Annotated in this window: 19 protein-coding genes; 7 read left to right on the top strand and 12 right to left on the bottom strand. The window is 63.9% G+C overall.

Annotation, left to right across the window (positions count from 1 at the left end):
• The first annotated feature begins 26 nt into the window (after positions 1–26).
• The 6 genes from BMW76_RS20620 to yacG all read left to right on the top strand — a co-directional run bounded on the left by BMW76_RS20620 (position 27) and on the right by yacG (position 5,263).
• Positions 27–1,274, top strand: a complete 1,248-nt coding sequence (locus tag BMW76_RS20620) for a GspE/PulE family protein (RefSeq protein WP_090868407.1) — start codon at positions 27–29, stop codon at positions 1,272–1,274.
• Positions 1,271–2,491 (top strand): type II secretion system F family protein, encoded by a 1,221-nt coding sequence (locus BMW76_RS20615; protein ID WP_090868405.1) that lies wholly within the window; start codon positions 1,271–1,273, stop codon positions 2,489–2,491. The genes BMW76_RS20620 and BMW76_RS20615 overlap by 4 nt, the downstream gene beginning before the upstream one ends.
• Positions 2,492–2,522: 31 nt before the next feature.
• Positions 2,523–3,452 carry a prepilin peptidase gene (locus tag BMW76_RS20610; protein ID WP_090868403.1) on the top strand — a complete coding sequence of 310 codons (930 nt, stop codon included), beginning with the start codon at positions 2,523–2,525 and terminating at the stop codon, positions 3,450–3,452.
• A 3-nt stretch (positions 3,453–3,455) separates the two neighbouring features.
• Positions 3,456–4,058 (top strand): dephospho-CoA kinase, encoded by a 603-nt coding sequence (gene coaE, locus BMW76_RS20605; protein WP_090868401.1) that lies wholly within the window; start codon positions 3,456–3,458, stop codon positions 4,056–4,058.
• Positions 4,059–4,253: 195 nt separating this feature from the next.
• Complete coding sequence (gene zapD / locus BMW76_RS20600; protein ID WP_007747120.1) at positions 4,254–5,009, top strand: cell division protein ZapD; 756 nt, start codon at positions 4,254–4,256, stop codon at positions 5,007–5,009.
• A gap of 59 nt (positions 5,010–5,068) precedes the next feature.
• On the top strand, positions 5,069–5,263 hold the full coding sequence (gene yacG / locus BMW76_RS20595) for a DNA gyrase inhibitor YacG (RefSeq protein WP_090868399.1): 195 nt from the start codon (positions 5,069–5,071) through the stop codon (positions 5,261–5,263).
• A 64-nt stretch (positions 5,264–5,327) separates the two neighbouring features.
• Here the strand turns inward: yacG and BMW76_RS20590 are convergent, their stop codons facing one another.
• From BMW76_RS20590 to secA, 4 genes are all read right to left on the bottom strand, one after another.
• Entirely contained in the window at positions 5,328–5,771 is a 444-nt protein-coding gene (locus BMW76_RS20590) for an NUDIX domain-containing protein (protein ID WP_090868397.1), read from the bottom strand.
• Entirely contained in the window at positions 5,768–6,637 is an 870-nt protein-coding gene (locus tag BMW76_RS20585) for an ATP-binding protein (protein ID WP_090868395.1), read from the bottom strand. The genes BMW76_RS20590 and BMW76_RS20585 overlap by 4 nt, the downstream gene beginning before the upstream one ends.
• A 59-nt stretch (positions 6,638–6,696) precedes the next feature.
• Positions 6,697–7,938 (bottom strand): bifunctional glutamate N-acetyltransferase/amino-acid acetyltransferase ArgJ, encoded by a 1,242-nt coding sequence (gene argJ, locus BMW76_RS20580; protein WP_090868393.1) that lies wholly within the window; start codon positions 7,936–7,938, stop codon positions 6,697–6,699.
• 148 nt (positions 7,939–8,086) lie between these two features.
• On the bottom strand, positions 8,087–10,894 hold the full coding sequence (secA, locus tag BMW76_RS20575) for a preprotein translocase subunit SecA (RefSeq protein WP_090868391.1): 2,808 nt from the start codon (positions 10,892–10,894) through the stop codon (positions 8,087–8,089).
• Positions 10,895–11,212: 318 nt separating this feature from the next.
• On the opposite strand from secA, the gene BMW76_RS20570 reads away from it, so the two are divergent.
• Positions 11,213–11,716, top strand: coding sequence for a DUF721 domain-containing protein (locus tag BMW76_RS20570; RefSeq protein WP_090868389.1), 504 nt, complete (start codon positions 11,213–11,215; stop codon positions 11,714–11,716).
• An 89-nt stretch (positions 11,717–11,805) separates the two neighbouring features.
• Here the strand turns inward: BMW76_RS20570 and lpxC are convergent, their stop codons facing one another.
• The 8 genes from lpxC to murG all read right to left on the bottom strand — a co-directional run bounded on the left by lpxC (position 11,806) and on the right by murG (position 20,540).
• Complete coding sequence (lpxC, locus tag BMW76_RS20565) at positions 11,806–12,723, bottom strand: UDP-3-O-acyl-N-acetylglucosamine deacetylase (RefSeq protein ID WP_090868387.1); 918 nt, start codon at positions 12,721–12,723, stop codon at positions 11,806–11,808.
• Between the two features lie 270 nt (positions 12,724–12,993).
• A complete protein-coding gene (locus BMW76_RS20560; protein ID WP_090868385.1) occupies positions 12,994–13,503 on the bottom strand; it encodes a peroxiredoxin in 510 nt (169 codons plus the stop codon).
• Positions 13,504–13,740: 237 nt separating this feature from the next.
• The gene (ftsZ, locus tag BMW76_RS20555; protein WP_090868382.1) at positions 13,741–14,931 is read right to left on the bottom strand and encodes a cell division protein FtsZ; all 1,191 of its coding nucleotides are present in this window, start codon (positions 14,929–14,931) and stop codon (positions 13,741–13,743) included.
• A 121-nt stretch (positions 14,932–15,052) separates the two neighbouring features.
• Complete coding sequence (gene ftsA / locus BMW76_RS20550) at positions 15,053–16,285, bottom strand: cell division protein FtsA (RefSeq protein WP_007747080.1); 1,233 nt, start codon at positions 16,283–16,285, stop codon at positions 15,053–15,055.
• A gap of 27 nt (positions 16,286–16,312) precedes the next feature.
• Entirely contained in the window at positions 16,313–17,065 is a 753-nt protein-coding gene (locus tag BMW76_RS20545; protein ID WP_090868380.1) for a cell division protein FtsQ/DivIB, read from the bottom strand.
• Between the two features lie 30 nt (positions 17,066–17,095).
• Positions 17,096–18,037: a D-alanine--D-alanine ligase gene (locus tag BMW76_RS20540; RefSeq protein ID WP_090868378.1), complete on the bottom strand. Its 942-nt coding sequence runs from the start codon at positions 18,035–18,037 to the stop codon at positions 17,096–17,098.
• Positions 18,034–19,428: a UDP-N-acetylmuramate--L-alanine ligase gene (gene murC / locus BMW76_RS20535; RefSeq protein WP_090868376.1), complete on the bottom strand. Its 1,395-nt coding sequence runs from the start codon at positions 19,426–19,428 to the stop codon at positions 18,034–18,036. The genes BMW76_RS20540 and murC overlap by 4 nt, the downstream gene beginning before the upstream one ends.
• Positions 19,425–20,540, bottom strand: a complete 1,116-nt coding sequence (gene murG, locus BMW76_RS20530; protein ID WP_090868374.1) for an undecaprenyldiphospho-muramoylpentapeptide beta-N-acetylglucosaminyltransferase — start codon at positions 20,538–20,540, stop codon at positions 19,425–19,427. The genes murC and murG overlap by 4 nt, the downstream gene beginning before the upstream one ends.
• Between the last annotated feature and the right edge of the window lie 80 nt (positions 20,541–20,620).

Below are 20,620 nucleotides of genomic sequence, written 5' to 3'. Positions count from 1 at the left end.
TACAGGCGGCTCCCAGCCGGTTTTCGATGCGCACGTCCCCCCATCCGGCTTCCCCTCCGCTCAAGGTTGCCACTAGCCGGCAGCCGCCCGCTACGGCCGACGCAGACAGCCCGCCAGCCGTCCGCCTGCTCGCCGATACGCTTCTCGAAGCCGCGCGCCTCAACGCATCCGATCTGCATATTGAACCGATGGAGCACGGCTGGCGGATGCGGCTGCGCGTCGATGGCGTGCTGCACGAGATCGCCCGCCCGCCGGCGCATCTGCGCGACGCATTCATCACGCGTGTGAAAGTGTTGGCGCGGATGGATATCGCCGAACGGCGCGTGCCACAGGATGGCCGCTTGCGGCTGCCCGTCGCTGCGGGCAGGGTCGAGGACTATCGCGTCAATTCGCTGCCCACGCTGTTCGGCGAAAAGCTCGTGCTGCGCAGACTCGACGCGCTGCCAGCCGATCTGTCGCTCGATTCGCTTGGCCTTGCGCCCGCTCAGCGCGATATCGTCGATCGCTCGATCAGCGCGCCGCATGGGCTCGTGCTCGTCACGGGACCGACGGGCAGCGGCAAGACGATGTCGCTGTACTGCTTCCTGCAACGGTTGAACGCCGAGTCCCGCAATCTCTGCTCGGTCGAAGATCCGGCGGAAATCCAGCTTGCGGGCATCAATCAGGTCAGCGTTCGCGAGAAGGCGGGCCTCACGTTCGCCGTCGCATTGCGTGCTTTCCTGCGCCAGGACCCGGACGTGATCATGGTCGGCGAAATCCGCGATGAAGAAACGGCCGATGTAGCCGTGAAGGCAGCTCAAACTGGCCACCTGGTTTTGTCGACGCTGCACACGAACGACGCGCCCGCCGCCATCGCGCGCCTGATCGACATTGGCGTCGAGCCATACAACCTCGCGGCCGCGCTGCGTCTGGTGACGGCGCAGCGGCTGGTGCGGCGCCTGTGTGTCGCATGTAGGCAGTTGTCCATTGAAACGCCCGCGTCGTTGCGCGCAGCCGGCGTGCCCGACGCCGAAACCGGGCACTGGCATCCCTACGTTCCGCAAGGATGCGAAGCCTGCCACGGCATCGGCTTTCGCGGACGCGTCGGCATCCATCAGGTGATGCCCGTTTCAGATGCGATGCGAGAGCTGATCGTTGCGCGCGCAGGCACGCACGAGATCGCTAGACAGGCACGCGCCGAACAGGTCCGGACGCTGCGCGAAGCGGCATTGGCCCGCGCGTTCGACGGCACGACGAGCCTCGCCGAAGCGCTCAGCGCAACGGAGGTCGCATGACGGCAACGACGATCCAGGAGCAGCGATTCGCATGGCGCGCGCTCGACGCGCAGGGCGTGCGTCGGCGCGGCACCGTGATCGCGCCGGACCTCGCGACTGCTCGCTCAATGCTGAAGCAGGACGCGCTCTATGGCGTCGAATGGAATGTGCGTGGCGCAGCACCGCAGCCCAACGCGCGCGCCGCCGATGTCACGCTGTTTACGCGCCAGCTGTCGAGCCTGCTGCGTGCGGGCCTGCCGCTTGCGTCATCGCTCGAACTGCTGGCGAATGCATCGAAAGACAGCGAACGGGCCAAAGGCATGCCGCGCATCGTCAACGTGCTCGCTCGCGATATCACGGCAGGACTCGGCTTCTCGGCGGCGCTCGCCCGTCATCCGGTGCAGTTCGGCGCACTGTATCGTCAGTTGGTCGAAGTAGGCGAAGCATCGGGCGCGCTGCCTGCCGTGCTCGCGCGACTCGCCGACGACCGCGAGCGCGCCGCCGCACAGCGGGCCAAAGTGCGTGCCGCGCTCACCTATCCCGTCGCAATCCTGCTGCTTGCAATCGCGATTACGGCCGCGCTGCTGGTGTGGGTCGTTCCGACGTTCAAGCAGATCTTCGATGGCTTCGGCGCGAAGCTGCCCGCGCCGACGCAACTTGTGCTCGCGATGTCGGCAGCGGCCGGCCGCTGGAGCGTGCCGCTCGCTTCGATCCTATGCGTGCTTGTGCTCGCCATGCGGCAACTGCTGAGCCGTTCTGAGGCGGCCCGGCTGCAATTCTCCCGCGCGATGCTGCGGCTGCCCATCGCCGGCTCGCTGCTCGCGACACTTTGTGCCGCGCGCTGGAGCCGTGCGCTCGGTACGCTACTGTCGGCGGGGACGCCCCTCGCCGACGCATTCGATTCGCTCACGCACGCAACGGGCAACGCCTGGTTCGATCGCGCGACCATCGCGATCTCGGCTCAGCTTCGTCGCGGCGTGCGGCTCGCGCCCGCGATGCGTGAAGCGCAATGCTTTCCCGAGGACATCGTGCAACCCGTCGCCATCGCAGAGGAATCGGGAACGCTCGACACGATGCTGCTCGACGTCGCGTCGCTCAGCGATCGACAGGTCGACGAAAAGATCACGGGCCTCGCGAGCCTGTGCGAACCGCTCGTAATTGTCGTGTTGGGCGGGCTCGTCGGCGGTCTCGTGATCGCGATGTATCTTCCCATCATCCAACTTGGCAACGTGGTGTAGTAGCATCGCAGCCGAATCCACTTAATCGACCATGCCGACCACGCTCACGCCCGTGTCAGACCTATCCTTCAGCGGCCCGCTCACCCGTTTCGCGGACAGCATCGGCGTGGCATTCGGCGCGCTGCCCGCTCTCGCGCAGATTGCGTTCGTCATCGTGTTCGGCCTCGTGATCGGCAGTTTTCTGAATGTCGTCGTGCATCGCTTGCCGATCATGCTCGAACGCGCGTGGCGCGCCGAGGTGAGCGAAGCAACAGGCCACTCGTTCGACGACGACGGCCTGCCCGCGCGCTATAACCTCTGGCTGCCGCGCAGCGCCTGTCCTCATTGCGGCCACGTGCTGCGCGCGTGGGAGAACATTCCTGTATTCAGCTATCTGCTGTTGCGCGGCCGTTGCTCGCAATGCAAAAGCCGCGTGAGCTTTCGCTATCCGCTGCTTGAGCTGTCGAGCGCGGCTCTGGCGCTCAGCGCGTTCGTCTCGTTCGGCCCAACGGGCACGGCGCTCGCGGCATACGGACTTTGCGCCGCGCTGCTCGCAATGAGCGCGATCGATATCGACACGCATCTGCTGCCCGACTCACTGACCTTGCCGTTGCTGTGGGCGGGCTTTATCGTCAACTTCAATTCGGTGTTCGCGAGCCTGCACGACGCGGTGATCGGCGCGATCGCCGGCTACCTGGTACTGTGGTGCGTGCACTGGGTATTCAGGCTCGTGCGCGGCATCGAAGGCATGGGTTATGGCGATTTCAAGCTGCTCGCCGCGCTCGGCGCCTGGCTTGGATGGGCTGCACTGCCGCAGATCATTCTGATTGCAGCCGTGGCGGGCGCCGTCATCGGACTGGTCGCGACATGGATTGGCCGCATGCGCTTCGAAGAGCCACTGCCATTCGGCCCGTTCCTCGCGGCCGCCGGCGTCATTACGCTCTTTCTCGGCACGCCGCTTTATATGGCTTTCGGAGGCTGACGCATGTTTGCTGTTGGATTGACGGGCGGCATCGGCAGCGGCAAGTCCACTGTCGCCGATCTGTTTGCGAAGCGCGGCGTGACGCTCGTCGATACCGACTTGATCGCGCATCGTGTTACCGCGCCGGGCGGGCCCGCGATGCCCGACATTGCCGCCGAATTCGGCGCATCGTTCGTCGCGTCCGATGGCTCGCTCGATCGCGCCCGCATGCGCGCACTCGTCTTCAGCGACGAGAATGCGCGCAAACGTCTCGAAGCCATCACGCATCCGTTGATTCGAGTCGAGACGGAACGCGAGCGTCAACAGGCGCAAGGACCTTACGTGATCATGGTCGTGCCGCTGCTCGTCGAATCGGGCAATTGGAAGACACGCGTGGACCGGGTGCTGACCGTCGACTGCAGCGTCGAGACGCAGATCGCTCGCGTCATGCTCCGCAATGCGTTCACGCGCGAGCAGGTGCAGGCGATCATCGCGCGGCAGGCCTCGCGCGAAGCACGCCTCGCCGCAGCCGACGACATAATCGTCAATGACGGCGCATCGCTCGAAGCGCTCGACCTTGATGTCGATCGCCTTCACCGCATCTATCTTTCACTCGCGGCCGCGTGAGCCGTAAGCGATTCTGTTCAGCGTCTGTAAAGCGGGCGCATGTTGTCGGGAACAGCGCGAGCGCGCAACGAATGCGCACGATACAGCGCAAAAATTGACAGAAGCCCGCGGAAATAGTGTGTGATTGCGAGGGTAGTCCCACGGCATTAGAATGTCCTGCAATTCCGTCACCGACCACGCCCGAGGCGAGCCCGCTTGATTCTTTACGAGTATCCCTTCAATGAGCGAATCCGGACGCTGCTGCGCCTCGAAGATCTGTTCGAGCGCTTCACGTTCTTTCTGACTCAGGAAGACGCCAGGGAACATCATGTCGCGCTGACCACGCTGTTCGAAATCTCCGAAGTCGCGGGCCGCGCCGATCTGAAGTCCGATCTGATGAAGGAACTGGAGCGGCAACGTCAAACGCTCGCGCCGTTTCGCGGCAATCCCGGCATCGAACAGAACGCGCTCGAAGCCGTCCTCGGCGAAATCGAACAGACTCTCGCCGGGCTTACACAAATGCAAGGCAAGACTGGCCAGCATCTTGCGGACAACGAGTGGCTCGCGAGCATCCGCAGTCGCGCTATCATCCCCGGCGGCACCTGCAAGTTCGATCTTCCGTCGTATTACGCATGGCAGCAGACGCACCCCGATCAACGCCGTCAGGACATCGCCAAGTGGGTCATGCCGCTTCTGCCGCTGCGCGACGCAGCCGCCATCGTGCTGCGACTCGCGCGCGAATCGGGGCAGGCGTCGAAAGTGATGGCGATGCAGGGCAGCTACCAGCAGATGCTGTCGGGCCGCACATATCAGTTGATGCAGGTGCGCGTGGCACCCGAATTGCGTGTGATTCCCGAAGCGAGCGCCAACAAGTACATGCTGTGGGTGCGCTTCACGGTGCAGGATGGTGACTTGCGTCCGCGCGCCGTCGATGTCGACGTGCCGTTCCAGTTGACGCTGTGCAGTCTTTAATCTGAGGCAAAGCGCCTCATATTTGGAACTTCACCGTTTGCGATTGAACGTCTGACCGAATGACCACTGTAGTCAAATGCCCGACCTGTGGAAAGGATGTCCGCTGGACTCCTGAAAACCGCTTCCGTCCGTTCTGTTCCGAGCGCTGCAAGCAGATCGATCTCGGCGCATGGGCTGCCGAAAAGTACAAGATCGGCGGCACCGACGACGAACCGACAACCGACGACACGCCCGGCGAAAACCGCTCGCACTGAAACGCGGCGCGCGCCGCGCATCATCATCGAGGCGCAGGCCGCGTGCTGCGGCTGCGCCCTCCTCTCACTCCGCGGCCAGCCACTCCAGCACAGGAATCGTCGCGGGCAAAAGCGGCGACACTTGGGCCGGCAACGCCTGCCACGCGAACGCCTGACCTTCGCGCCCATGCGGCTCGCCGTGCCACGCCGTCACCTTGCAGAAATAGAGACGCACGTACGCATGCGGATAGTCGTGTTCGAGCACGTGCCAGCGATGGCTCGACTGCACGTCGATGCCGAGCTCTTCGTGCAGTTCGCGCGCAAGTGCCGCTTCGACCGATTCGCCCGGCTCCAGCTTGCCGCCCGGAAATTCCCAGTAGCCCTCATAGGGCTTGCCGGCTGGCCGTTGCGCGAGCAGATAGCGGCCATCGGGCTGAACCAGCACGCCGACGGCCACTTCCGTGACCGGCCGGCCCGCAGCGTTCAGTTCGCTCGCGTTCTGCATGCCGTTTTGCACCGGGTCGCTCATGCTTGCGCCCGCCGGCCCGACCAGTCGCGTGCGAACTGCCACGCGACGCGCCCCGAACGCGAGCCGCGCTCCAGCGCCCAGATCAGCGCATCGCCGCGCGCGGCTTCGACATCGGCATCGTTGCAGCCGAAGTGATGTAGCCAGTGCGCGACGATCGACAGATAGTCGTCCTGCTTGAACGGATAGAAGCTGACCCACAGGCCGAAACGCTCCGACAGCGAAATCTTTTCTTCGACCACTTCGCCCGGATGAATCTCGCCGTCGGGCATGTGCTTGTACGTCTCGTTGTCGCTCATGTACTCGGGCAGCAGATGGCGGCGGTTCGACGTCGCGTAGATCAGCACGTTGTCCGACTGCGCAGCCACCGATCCGTCGAGCGCCACCTTCAGCGCCTTGTAACCCGACTCGCCTTCCTCGAACGACAGATCGTCGCAAAACACAATGAAGCGCTCGGGACGCGCCGAAATCAGATCGACGATATCGCCGAGGTCGTGCAGGTCGTCCTTGTCGACTTCGATCAGACGCAAACCGTCTTTCGAGTGCGCATTCAGACACGCCTTGATCAGCGACGACTTGCCCGTACCGCGCGCGCCCGTGAGCAACACATTGTTCGCGGGCTGCCGGCTCACGAACTGCTTCGTGTTCTGGTCGATCAGGTTCTTCTGACGATCGATGTTCTGCAGGTCGTCCAGCGAAATCGACGAAATGGCGGGCACCGGCTGCAGATAGCCGCGCCCCTGGCGCTTACGCCAGCGAAACGCAACGGCGGCGGACCAGTCGATATCCGGCGCGGCCGGCGGAAGCATCGCTTCGAGCCGCACCAGCACGGCTTCGGCGCGGGTCAGAAATTGTTCGAGTTTATCCATGTGATGAGATCGGAACGAATCTGGAATCAGGAGCCAATCACGCGGCTATCGCGCGCAAATCACGAACGGTAGTCGGCGTTGATGCTCACGTAGTCGTGCGACAGGTCGCACGTCCAGATCGTCGCCTGCGCATCGCCACGGCCCAGCACGACGCGAATCAGAATTTCCGCCTTCTTCATCACGCGCTGCCCGTCTTCCTCTTTGTACTCCGGATTGCGGCCGCCCGCTTTCGCGACGAGTACATCGTCCAGGTACAGGTCGATCTTGCCGACATCGAGGTCCGTCACGCCCGCGTAGCCGATAGCGGCCAGAATGCGCCCGAGGTTCGGGTCCGACGCGTAGAACGCCGTCTTGACGAGCGGCGAATGGCCGATCGCATACGCGATCTGGCGGCACTCGGCCACGCTCGAACCGCCTTCGACCTGCACCGTCATGAACTTCGTCGCGCCCTCGCCGTCGCGCACGATCAGTTGCGCGAGCGTCTGAGCCGTTTCCGTGACGGCATCGCGCAACGCGGCGTACGCGGGCGAATCCGTCGACGTGATCGCGGGCAGGCTCGACTTGCCCGACGCGATGAGGATGAACGAATCGTTCGTCGACGTATCGCCGTCGATCGTGATGCAGTTGAACGAGCGATCGGCGACATGCTTCACCAGTTCGTCGAGCACCGGCTGCGCAACATTCGCGTCGAACGCGAGGAAGCCGAGCATCGTCGCCATGTTCGGCTTGATCATGCCGGCGCCTTTGCTGATACCCGTCAACGTGACCGTGTGGCCGCCGATCGTGACCCGGCGAGACACCGCTTTCGGCAGCGTGTCGGTGGTCATGATGGCCTGCGCGGCGTCGTACCAGTGCGCAGCCTGCCGGTTCGCGAGCGCGGCGGGCAGCCCTGCCTTCAGACGGTCGATGGGCAGCGGCTCCAGAATCACGCCCGTCGAGAACGGCAGCACCTGTTCCGGCGCGATGTCCGCGAGGCGCGCAAGTTCATCGCATGTCTCACGCGCGTGCGCCATGCCCGGCTCGCCCGTGCCCGCGTTCGCATTGCCCGTGTTGACGACCAGCGCGCGAATGCCCTTGCCGCCCGCGCGCACGCGCTCGAGGTGCTCGCGGCACACCGTGACGGGCGCCGCGCAGAAACGGTTCGATGTGAACACGCCCGCGACCGTCGCGCCTTCGTCGACGGAAAGGACGAGCACGTCCTTGCGGTTCGGCTTGCGGATGTTCGCCTCGGCCCAGCCTAGCGTGACGCCGGCGACGGGATGGAGTTGAGCGGGATCGATCGAAGGGAAATTGACAGCCATGGTCGCGACCTGTCGAGACTGAAATGCCGGCGGGCGCCGGCATCGGGGATCAAGGGTGATGGCGCCGGATGGAGCCGCGCCACCGCGAAATCACCAGCAATGCGTGCTTCAAACGACGCGGCGCGCATGATGCGCGCCGCTCCGTGTGTCACGCGATCTTGCCGTGGCACTGCTTGTACTTCTTGCCGCTGCCGCATGGGCATGGATCGTTGCGGCCGACTTTCGGCACGGCGCCGGAAAGCGGTGCCGCTGCGCTGTGGCTGTGCGCCATCGCGTCGTCGATCATCGATGCTGCCGCGTTTGCCGCAACAGGCGCCGCCGCGACGGCCGCGCCGCCTTCCGCGTAATCGGCATGGCGAAACTCGATGTTCTCGAGATGGCTGCCCTGCTCTTCATACTGCTCGGCGGCCTGCTCGAGCTGTTCCGGTGACTGGATCTGCACGTTCATCACGATGCGCGTGACTTCGAGCTTCACCGAGTCGAGCATCGCGGCGAACAGTTCGAACGCTTCGCGCTTGTACTCCTGCTTCGGATTCTTCTGCGCATAGCCGCGCAGGTGAATGCCCTGACGCAGATGATCGAGCGCGGCGAGATGTTCGCGCCAGCTGCGGTCGAGCGTCTGCAGCATGACCGAGCGCTCGAACGCGCTGAACGATTCGCGGCCCACCTGCTCGACCTTCGACTCGTAGGCCTCGTCGGCGGCGGCCGTCACTGCTTCGAGAATCTCGCTGGCGTCGATCGACTGCGACTCGTTGATCATCTCCTGAATCGCGAGATCGAGCTGCCAGTCATTGCGCAGCACTTCTTCCAGCTCAGGCACGTCCCACTGCTCTTCGATGCTGCCCGCCGGCACGAACTGATGCACGATGTCGCCGATCACGCCGTGACGCATCGCGCCGATCGTCTCAGTGATGTCGTGTGCTTCGAGCAGTTCGTTGCGCTGCTGATAGATCACCTTGCGCTGATCGTTCGACACGTCGTCGTATTCGAGCAGCTGCTTGCGGATATCGAAGTTGCGCGCTTCGACCTTGCGTTGCGCCGATTCGATCGAGCGCGTGACGATGCCCGCTTCGATCGCCTCGCCTTCCGGCATCTTTAGGCGGTCCATGATCGCGCGCACGCGGTCGCCGGCAAAAATACGCAGCAGCGGATCTTCGAGCGACAGATAGAAACGCGACGAACCCGGGTCGCCCTGACGGCCGGCGCGGCCGCGCAACTGGTTGTCGATACGACGCGATTCGTGACGCTCGGTGCCGATGATATGCAGGCCGCCTGCGGCCTTCACCTGATCGTGCAGCGTCTGCCACTCGTCGTGCAGCTTCTGGATGCGCGCGGCTTTTTCGTCCTCGGGGATCGACAGGTCGGCTTCGATAAACGCGGCCTGTTTCTCGGCGTTGCCGCCCAGCACGATGTCCGTACCGCGGCCGGCCATGTTGGTCGCGATCGTGATGCGCTTCGGACGGCCCGCTTCCGCGACGATCGCCGCTTCACGCGCGTGCTGCTTCGCGTTCAGCACTTCGTGTGGCAGACCGGCCTTGTTCAGCAGCTGCGACAGCAGTTCCGAGTTCTCGATCGACGTCGTGCCAACCAGCACCGGCTGATTGCGGTCATAGCATTCGCGGATATCGCGAATCACCGCGTTGTAGCGCTCCATCGCCGTCTTGTAGATCTGGTCCTGCTTGTCGATCCGCTTCGGCGGGCGGTTGGTCGGAATCACGACCGTTTCGAGGCCGTAAATCTCGTTGAATTCGTACGCTTCGGTGTCGGCCGTACCCGTCATGCCGGACAACTTCGCGTACATGCGGAAATAGTTCTGGAACGTGATCGACGCGAGCGTCTGGTTCTCGCTCTGAATCTTCACATGCTCCTTCGCTTCGACGGCCTGGTGCAGACCGTCCGACCAGCGACGGCCCGCCATCAGACGGCCCGTGAATTCGTCGACGATCACCACTTCGCCGTTTTGCACGACGTAGTGCTGGTCCTTGTAGAACAGCGTGTGCGCGCGCAGTGCCGCGTACACGTGGTGCATCAGCGTGATGTTCTGCGGCGCGTAGAGGCTTTCGCCTTCGCCGATCAGGCCCCACTCGGAGAGCAGCCGCTCGGCCTTTTCGTGGCCCGATTCGGTCAGGAACACCTGGCGCGCCTTTTCGTCCAGCGTGTAGTCGCCCGGCTTTTCGACGCCCGTGCCGTCCGCCTTCTCTTCGCCGATCTGGCGCTCGAGCAGCGGCGGCAGCGCATTCATGCGCACGTAAAGCTCGGTGTGGTCTTCGGCCTGACCCGAGATGATGAGCGGCGTGCGGGCTTCGTCGATGAGAATCGAGTCCACTTCGTCGACGATCGCGAAGTTCAGCGCCCGCTGCACGCGCGCATCGGTCTCGTAGACCATGTTGTCGCGCAGGTAGTCGAAGCCGAATTCGTTGTTCGTGCCGTACGTGATGTCCGCGGCGTACGCTTCCTGCTTCAGGCCATGATCCATCTGCGACAGGTTGATACCCACCGACAGCCCGAGGAAGTTGTACAGGCGCCCCATCCACTCTGCGTCGCGCTGCGCGAGGTAATCGTTCACCGTCACGACGTGCACGCCGCGTCCGGACAGCGCATTCAGATAGGCCGCGAGCGTCGCGACGAGCGTCTTGCCTTCGCCCGTGCGCATTTCCGCGATCTTGCCGTAGTGCAGGACCATGCCGCCGATCAGCTGCACATCGAAGTGCCGCATCTTCAGCACGCGCTTGCTCGCCTCGCGGCAGACCGCGAACGCCTCGGGCAGCAGCTTGTCGAGCGACTCGCCACTGCCGACGCGTTGCCGGAATTCCGTCGTTTTCGCGCGCAGTTGATCGTCCGTCAATTGCTCGATCTGCGGTTCGAGCGCATTGATCGCCGCGACGGTCTTTTGATATTGCTTGACGAGCCGTTGATTACGGCTGCCAAAAATCTTTTGTAGAAAACCGGTGGTCATCGGATCGTGGTTGCGTCGCGGCTTCGGCTGGGTTGCAAGGCCGGTTTTTACACCCTTTCACCTTGTTGCAACCCTCGGTCGTTTGGGCCTCGGCGGCTTAGGTCCAAGAGTGAATTCGAATCATGGATTTTAGCACGCGCCCCCGCGTACGCCTGTGTCAGCACTAAGACCACTGGCCGTCCGGCCAGGGCGAAAGCGCTGCGGATACGGGCGGTTGCGGCATGTGCGAACGCCGTTTCGCGCCGCTGCCGCATGTTACAACCGGTACAATCGCAGCATGGGCCCCGCACACGGCGCGGCTACCAATCAAACTCCCAGATGAGCCGTTTCTCACCGTTTTCAAGGCAGTCACCGAAGCCCGGCCCGAAGCTCGGCTCGCGCTCGTTCGACGTGCGCAGGCCGCAAGCCGTCGCCGAAGTGCTGAACCGCACCGACGCATTCGCCGCACTGCGAGCCGGCGTCGAGCAGGTCGCCGCGCTGGAGCGCGATCTGACCGAATTGCTGCCCGACTATCTGGCGACGAGCGTTGAACCCGGCTTCATCAAGGACGGCGTGCTTGCGCTGTTCGCCGCGCACAACGCGCTCGCGGCACGACTGCGGCATCTGGAGCCGCGTCTGCTGTCGGATCTGCAGCAGCGCGGCTGGCCGGTGAACTCGCTGAAAATCCGCGTCCGTCCGCAGCCCGCGAAAGAGCCTGCGCGCGAAAAACAGGCGCGCATGTCGCGCGCCGGCGCGGATGCGCTGCACGAGCTTAGCGAATCGCTGGAGCCATCGCCGTTGCAGGCCGCGCTCGCGCGCATGGCCGCCCGGCATCGAAAATGAATACGCTGAAGAATCGCGTTGGAATGAAAAAAGCGGCCTTTTCAGGCCGCTTTTGCGTTGCTGCTCAGTGACTATCCGAGCGCTTGAAGTCAGGCGAACGCCGTCTGCGTGTCATACGCGAAACCGCGCGGCGCCTTCTGCGGATCGTCGAACGTGACGATCTCATACGAATCCTCGTGCGCCAGCAGTTCGCGCAGCAGTGCGTTGTTCAGCCCATGGCCGGACTTGTATGCGTCGTACGCCGCGAGCAGCGGATGGCCGACCACATACAGGTCACCGATCGCATCCAGCATCTTGTGCTTCACGAACTCGTCGTCGTAACGCAGGCCGTCGTTGTTCAGGATGCGGTACTCGTCGAGCACGATCGCGTTATCCATGCTGCCGCCGCGCGCCAGGCCGAGCTCGCGCATCATTTCGACTTCGTGCGCAAAGCCGAACGTACGGGCACGCGCGATCTCGCGCACATACGACGTATTCGCGAAGTCCACTTCGAGCGCCTGGCCCGTCTTGTCGACGGCGGGATGGCGGAAGTCGATCGTGAACTTCAGCTTGAAGCCGAAGTACGGATCGAGACGCGCGAACTTGTCGCCGTCGCGGATTTCGACCGGCTTCGTGACCTTGATGAATTTCTTTGCCGCGTTCTGCTCTTCGATGCCCGCCGACTGGATCAGGAACACGAACGATGCCGCGCTGCCGTCCATGATGGGGATTTCTTCAGCGGTGACGTCGACGTAGAGGTTGTCGATACCCAAGCCCGCGCACGCGGACATCAGGTGCTCGATCGTCGACACGCGCGCGCCGTCTTTCTGCAACACCGATGCAAGCCGCGTATCGCCGATCGCCATCGCCGACGCGGGAATGTCCACCGGCGTGGGCAAATCCACGCGGGAAAACACGATGCCCGTGTCCGGCGCCGCCGGGCGGAGCGTCAGGTTGACCTTGCGGCCCGAGTGCAAGCCGATGCCAACCGTTTTGACGATCTGTTTGATAGTGCGCTGCTTCAACATGGTGATCTTCTATTCGATTGAAAATCCTAATCAGGACTTTTTATTTCATAGCGCGAAGTATACTCCAATCGTTTCCGGAGCGCCGTTGCGCTGGCGTTTCAATCTGTTTCGCTGCGTTACCTCATCGGGAAGCGTGACGGGCCGATGCCCGGAACGGAGGCGTTTCCGGTCATCGGCCCGCGTTACGGCCTGTCACAACGAGGTCATAAAAGCGTTGCCGCAGCGCAACAATCACGGTTTGCGCGGTCGCGGCGAAGCTTCAAAGCCGCGTCATGCCTGGCTCAACGTCGCGAGAATACTCGTCGCATCGCTCACTTCGAACTTGCCGGGTGCCTCGACGTGCAGCGTCTTGACCACGCCGTCGTCGACCACCATCGCGTAGCGCTGGGAACGGATTCCCATGCCGCGCGCCGACAGGTCCTGCTCCAGACCGAGAGCCCGGGTGAAAGCCGCGCTGCCGTCCGCCATCATGCGCACCTTGCCCGAGGTGCGCTGATCGCGTGCCCACGCGCCCATGACGAACGCGTCGTTGACGGACACGCACCAGATCTCGTCGATACCGACAGCGCGCAACTTCTCCGCCTGCTCGACGTAACCCGGCACGTGTTTGGCCGAACAGGTCGGCGTGAACGCGCCCGGCAATCCGAAGATCACCACGCGCTTACCCGCAGTCTGTTCGCGCACGTCGAAGCTGTTCGGCCCGATCGTGCAGCCCTCGCGCTCGTCCTCGATCAACTCGTAAACGGTCGCCTGGGGAAGCTTTTCACCTACCTGAATCATGCTCGTTCCTTCGCATCGATGCGGAGCACGCTCGCACGTACTCGTGCCGCAGTGGAGTTTTCATCCGGCGACAGTGTCCCAAACCGCTTCGCCGATGCGAAGAGGGCACCTGTCCGTGCCGCGCGCGCGACCCAACGCGGCCTCATTGCCGTTCCACCCGCCACGCTCGTGCATTCCTGCTGCGCGCAATCAAGAATCAGATGATTACGCCGCGGAAAGCCCGCTCCTGCGTGAACCTCAGTCTGCCTGCTTGCGCAGGAAGGCCGGGATGTCGTAGGTATCGACGCCCTTCTCCTGCAGCGCCTGCACGTGCGAAGCCGCCGTATCACGCGAGGTGCGCCACACTGCCGGCGTATCCAGCGAACCGTAATCCGCCGCCGCTGCGTGATGCTGCGGATAATGCTGCGCTGCGCCGACCGGCTGGTTGTCCGTGCCCGTGCGCAGCAGCGTCATCGGCGCCGATTGCTGCTTCTTCGCAGCGCGGCCCAGACCCGTTGCCACGACCGTCACGCGCAGCGCATCGCCCATCGCGTCGTCGTACACCGCGCCGAAAATCACGGTCGCGTCATCAGCAGCATAGCTCTTGATCGTGTTCATCACTTCGCGCGTTTCCGACAGACGCAGCGAACGGCTCGACGTGATGTTCACCAGCACGCCGCGTGCGCCCGACAGATCGACGCCTTCCAGCAGCGGGCTTGCGACAGCCTGTTCCGCTGCGAGACGCGCGCGATCGACGCCGGCCACCGTCGCCGTGCCCATCATCGCCTTGCCTTGCTCGCCCATCACCGTCTTCACGTCTTCGAAGTCGACGTTCACGAGACCATCGACGTTGATGATTTCAGCGATGCCCGCGACTGCGTTATTGAGCACGTCGTCAGCGCACTGGAAGCACTTGTCCATTTCGGCGTCATCGCCCATCACCTCGAACAGCTTGTCGTTCAGAACGACGATCAGCGAGTCGACGTGATCCTCCAGTTGCTGCGAACCAGCTTCGGCGACGCGCATGCGCTTGCCGCCTTCGAACTCGAACGGCTTGCTGACGACGCCAACCGTCAGAATCCCCATTTCCTTCGCGATCTGCGCGACCACGGGTGCTGCGCCCGTGCCCGTGCCGCCACCCATGCCTGCCGTGATGAACACCATATGCGCGCCACGTAATGCGTCCGCGATGCGCTCACGTGCTTCTTCTGCTGCTGCGCGGCCCATTTCCGGCTTTGCGCCTGCGCCCAGACCCGTGTTGCCCAACTGGATGACGTTCGGCGAGCGCGAGCGCGACAGCGCCTGCGCATCGGTGTTCATCACGATGAAGTCGACGCCTTGCACGCCGCGATTGATCATGTGTGCAACTGCATTACCACCTGCACCACCCACGCCCACCACCTTGATGATGGTGCCGTTGGTTTCCGTTTCCAGCATCTGGAATTCCATGTTGCCTCCGTCAAGAAAATAAGTACCGCTTACTCGGCCGTTATTCGGCAGAAGATCGGGCAACCTTCTGTCGCGCGCCAGCCGCCGGCACCAGCGCGTATTTCCCTTTGCTGCAGATTCTTTAGAAGTTGCCGAGGAACCAGTCCTTCATCCTCGTGAACACCTGTCCCATCGATCCCGACTGCACGGCCACCTTGCGGCCGCGCATCCGCTGCGAGCGTCCTTCGACGAGCAGACCCATCGCCGTCGAATAGCGCGGATTGCGCACGACGTCCGCGAGACCGCCTGCATACTCGGGCACGCCGATGCGCACCGGCTTCAGGAAGATGTCCTCGCCCAGCTCGACCATGCCCGGCATCATCGATGCGCCACCCGTCAGCACGACGCCCGAGCTGAGCAGCTCTTCGTAACCCGACTCGCGCACCACCTGCTGCACGAGCGAAAACAGTTCTTCGACGCGCGGCTCGATTACGGCCGCGAGCGCCTGGCGCGACAGCGTGCGCGGACCGCGCTCGCCGAGCCCCGGCACTTCGATCATTTCGTCGGGATCGGCGAGTGCCTGCTTCGCGATGCCGTAGCTCACCTTGATGTCCTCGGCGTCCGGCGTCGGCGTGCGCAGCGCCATCGCGATATCGCTCGTGATCTGATCGCCGGCGATGGGGATCACGGCCGTATGGCGGATCGCGCCTTCGCTGAAAATCGCGATGTCCGTCGTGCCGCCGCCGATATCGACGAGCACCACGCCCAGTTCCTTTTCGTCTTCCGTCAGCACCGCCAGCGACGACGCGAGCGGCTGCAGGATCAGATCGTTCACTTCGAGGCCGCAGCGGCGCACGCACTTCACGATGTTCTGCGCCGCGCTCACCGCGCCCGTCACGATGTGCACCTTCACTTCGAGGCGGATGCCACTCATGCCGATCGGCTCGCGCACGTCTTCCTGGCCGTCGATGATGAATTCCTGCGTAAGGATGTGAAGCACCTGCTGATCGGTCGGAATGTTGATCGCCTTGGCCGTCTCGATCACGCGTGCGACGTCCGTCTGCGTCACTTCCTTTTCCTTGATCGCCACCATGCCGCTCGAATTGAAGCTGCGGATATGGCTGCCGGCGATCCCCGTGAATACGTTCGTGATCTTGCAGTCGGCCATCAGCTCGGCTTCTTCGAGCGCTCGTTGAATGGACTGCACCGTGGCCTCGATGTTCACCACGACGCCTTTCTTGAGCCCTTTCGATTCGCTCTGGCCGAGTCCGATCACCTCGTAATGACCTTCGCCCTTCAACTCGGCGACGATGGCAACCACTTTCGCCGTGCCGATGTCGAGGGCTACCAGCAGATCTTTATAGTCTTTACTCATAGCGTGCTCATTGCGTGTGATGTCCTGTTACTTCTTGCCCTTGTCGGGTTCCGTAATGAAGCGCATGCCTGCTGCACGAATGGCGAAGCCGTTCGGATAGCGCAAGTCCGCATATTCGATATCCTTCCCCCAACGTTGCGTCACCGCGCCCCATGCCGCGGTGAGTCGCTTGCAGCGGTCGTACAGCGTGTCCTGATTGCGCTCGCGTCCCAGTTCGACCTGCATGCCGTTCGACAGCTTCACCGTCCACGCGAAACGCGACGACAGCGTCACTTCATCGGGCGTCGCCCCGACAGGCGCAAACCACTTCTTGAAGTCCTGATAACGCGCGACGACTTCTTTCGCGGACCCATCCGGGCCCTCGAACGCGGGCAGCTCTTCGTCGAGCTCGCCCTGGTTCGCGGTGAACACCTCGCCGTCGGTGCTCACGAGTTGATCGGTGCCCCACGTGCCGAGCGGCTGGTACTCTTCGAGCGTGACAGCGAGCGCATTCGGCCACACGCGCCGCACGCTCGCGTGACGCACCCATGGCATCTGCTCGAACGCCTGGCGCGCCGAATCCAGATCGACGGTGAAGAAGTTGCCCTTCAAGCGGCCGACGACGCTCGCGCGCACGGTCGGCGAGTTGATGTGCTCGGTGTCGCCGTCGATGCGGATCTCGCGCAGCGCGAAGTTCGGGCGCTGAATCAGCCAGTAGCCGCCCGCCGCCAGCAGCACGAGCAGCAACAGCGCGTGCAACGCGCTGGCGGCGAGATTGAGCTGGCGAACGTTGTTCCACATGATCTGCGTGCGATTCCTTCAGTTCTCTGTTCAGTCCTTCAGCGTCAGTGCGAGCACCTTCACCACCAGTTCCCGGTAGCTGATGCCGACGGCGCGCGCGGCCTTCGGCGGTAGCGAGTGATCGGTCATGCCGGGCGCCGTGTTTACTTCGAGGAAGTACGGATTGCCGTCGCCGTCCAGCATGAAGTCGGCACGGCCCCAGTCCGTGCAGCCGAGCACATCGAACGCGCGGCGCGCGAGCTTCTTCAGGCGCGCCTCTTCTTCGGCGGCGATGCCACACGGGATCAGATATTGTGTGTCGTTGGCGATGTACTTCGCGTGATAGTCGTAGAACTCGCCGGCGGGCACGATGCGGATGACGGGCAGATCGAGATCGCCCGCGATGCACGCCGTGTACTCGCCACCGCCTTCGATGCTCTTCTCGACGACAACGATCTTGTCGAACTTCGCCGCCTCTTCGAGCGCGGGCACGAGCGCATCGGCCGTCTTCACCTTGATCACGGCGACGCTCGATCCTTCGCTCGCGGGCTTCACGAAGAGCGGCAAGCCGAGCTTCGCGACGATGTCCCGCGCACGCGCGGCGTAGTCGTCGCCGCGCAGTACTGCTTCGAACGGCGGCGTCGGCACGCCGAGCTGCTGCCACACGAGCTTCGTGCGGAACTTGTCGAGACCGAGCGCCGAGCCGAGCACGCCGCTGCCCGTGTAGCGGATGCCATAGAAATCGAGCGCGCCCTGAATCTGACCGTTCTCGCCGTAGCCGCCATGCAGCGCGTTGAACGCGCGCACGAAGCCTTCGTCCTTCAACGCAGCGAGAGGACGCTCGGACGGATCGAACGGATGCGCGTCGATGCCCGCGTCGCGCAGCCCTTGCAGCACGAGACGGCCGGAGTTCAGCGACACTTCGCGCTCGGCGGACACGCCGCCCATCAGCACGGCAACCTTGCCGAAAGATTTAGGATCGATACCGCTCATTTCGCACCTTCGTTTTCTGCGAGCCGACCCGGCACCGCGCCGATCGAACCCGCACCCATCGTGATCACCACATCGCCGTCGCGCACGATCGCAGCGAGCGCATCCGGCACTTCATCCACCGTTTCGACGAACACGGGCTCGACTTTCCCTGCGACGCGAATCGCGCGCGCGAGCGAACGGCCGTCCGCTGCGACGATGGGCGACTCGCCCGCTGCGTACACTTCCGTCAGCACGAGCGCATCGACCGTCGACAGCACCTTCACGAAATCTTCGAAGCAGTCGCGCGTGCGTGTGAAGCGGTGCGGCTGGAACGCCAGCACGAGACGCTTGTCGGGAAATGCGCCGCGCGCCGCCGCGATCGTCGCGGCCATTTCTACCGGGTGATGACCGTAGTCGTCGACGAGCGTGTACGCGCCGCCGCTTGCCACGGGCACTTCGCCGTAACGCTGGAAACGCCGGCCGACGCCGTTGAAATCCGCGAGCGCTCGCTGGATATCGGCATCTTTCACCTCGAGTTCAGTCGCAATTGCGATTGCGGCCAAAGCGTTTTGCACGTTGTGCATGCCGGGCAGGTTCAGCACGATGTCGATGGGCGGCGCGTCTTCGCGCATCGCCGTGAAATGCATCCGGCCTTCGCGAGCTTCGACGTTGACGGCGCGCACCTGCGCCTCGGGTGCGAAGCCGTAGCGGATGATCGGCTTCGACACGAACGGCAAAATTTCCTTCACGTTCGGATCGTCGACGCACAGCACCGCGATCCCGTAGAACGGCAGCCGATGCGTGAACTCGATGAACGCCTGCTTGAGCCGCGCGAAGTCGTGGCCGTAGGTGTCCATGTGATCGGCGTCGATGTTCGTGATGACCTCGATCACCGGGAAGAGGTTCAGGAACGACGCATCCGATTCGTCCGCTTCCGCGACGATGAAATCGCCCGTGCCGAGACGCGCGTTCGCGCCCGCGCTGATCAGCCTTCCGCCGATCACGAAGGTCGGATCGAGCCCGCCCGCCGCGAGCACGCTCGCGACGAGCGAGGTCGTGGTGGTCTTGCCGTGCGTCCCGGCGATCGCGATGCCCTGCTTCAGCCGCATCAGTTCCGCGAGCATCACCGCGCGCGGCACGATGGGAATGCGGCGATGACGCGCGGCGAGCACTTCGGGGTTGTCGCTGCGCACGGCCGTCGACACGACGACGGCGTTCGCGCCTTCGATGTTCTCCGCGTCGTGGCCGATCGCGATGCGCGCGCCGAGCGCGGCGAGGCGCTCCGTCACGGCGTTGCGCGACAGATCCGAGCCGCTCACCTGATAGCCGAGATTGACGAGCACTTCGGCGATGCCGCTCATGCCCGCGCCGCCGATCCCGACGAAGTGAATGTGTTTGACGATATGTTTCATTGCTTTCCTTCCGGGCTCAGGCTCGGTGTCACGCCGGCAACCGTCGCGCAGACCTGCGCGACCTGTTCGGTGGCATCGGGTTTCGCGAGCGAGCGCGAACGCTCCGCCATCTCCGCGAGCGAGTCCCGCGTCTGGCTGCGCAACCAGTCGGCGAGCTTCTCCGCCGTCAGGTCGCGCTGTTGTACGAGCAGCGCCGCGCCGTGATCGGCGAGAAACGCTGCGTTGGTTGTCTGGTGATCGTCGACGGCATACGGGAACGGCACGAAGAACGCCGCCACGCCGACAGCCGCGATCTCGGCGACCGTCATCGCGCCCGAACGGCAGATCACGAGATCGGCGTTCGCGTAGGCGCTCGTCATGTCGTCGATGAAGGGCACGAGCTGCGCGTCGTCTCCCGCCGCGATGCCGGCCGCGGCGTAGTTCGCGCGCAATGCGTCGATATGCTTCGCGCCCGCCTGATGCACGATGCGCGGCCGCTCGTTCGGCGCGAGCTGCGCGAGCGCGCGCGGCACCGTTTCGTTGAGCGCCGCCGCGCCCAGGCTGCCGCCCACGACCAGCACGTTCAGCGGACCGCTGCGCGCCGCGTAGCGTGCTTTGGGTGCCGGCGTGCGCGCAAGTTCCGCGCGAATCGGATTGCCCGTCCATTCGGCGTGAGGCAACGCGTTCGGGAACGCGACGAGCACGCGCCTCGCGAGCTTCGCGAGCACCTTGTTCGCGAGGCCCGCGATCGAGTTCTGTTCGTGCAGCACGAGCGGCGTGCCGCTCAATGCTGTCATAACGCCTGCCGGGAACGTGATGTAGCCGCCCATGCCGAGCACGACGTCCGGCTTCACGCGACGCAGCACCGAAAGGCTCTGCATGCACGCGCGCAGCAGATTCACGGGCAGCATCAGCTTGGTCTTGATGCCCTTGCCGCGCAGGCCGCCGAACTGCACGTACTGCATCGGAATGCCGTGCTTTGGGACGAGCGTCGCTTCCATACCAGACGGATTGCCGAGCCATACTACACGCCAGCCCCACGCCTGCATCAGGTGAGCGACGGCGAGGCCCGGGAACACGTGGCCCCCGGTGCCTCCCGCCATCACCATCAGCGTGCGTTGTTGCATCGTCATACCTTCCCCCCGCGCATCAGCATGAATGGGAGCAAGTCCGTTTTGGCTGCGGCGCTGCGCGCCTTCGCCGAAATCGTGCG

The organism is Paraburkholderia diazotrophica, assembly GCF_900108945.1.
Taxonomy (GTDB): Bacteria; Pseudomonadota; Gammaproteobacteria; order Burkholderiales; family Burkholderiaceae; genus Paraburkholderia; species Paraburkholderia diazotrophica.
Note: the sequence above shows the minus strand (reverse complement) of the source record. Positions and strands in the feature narration are given on the sequence as shown.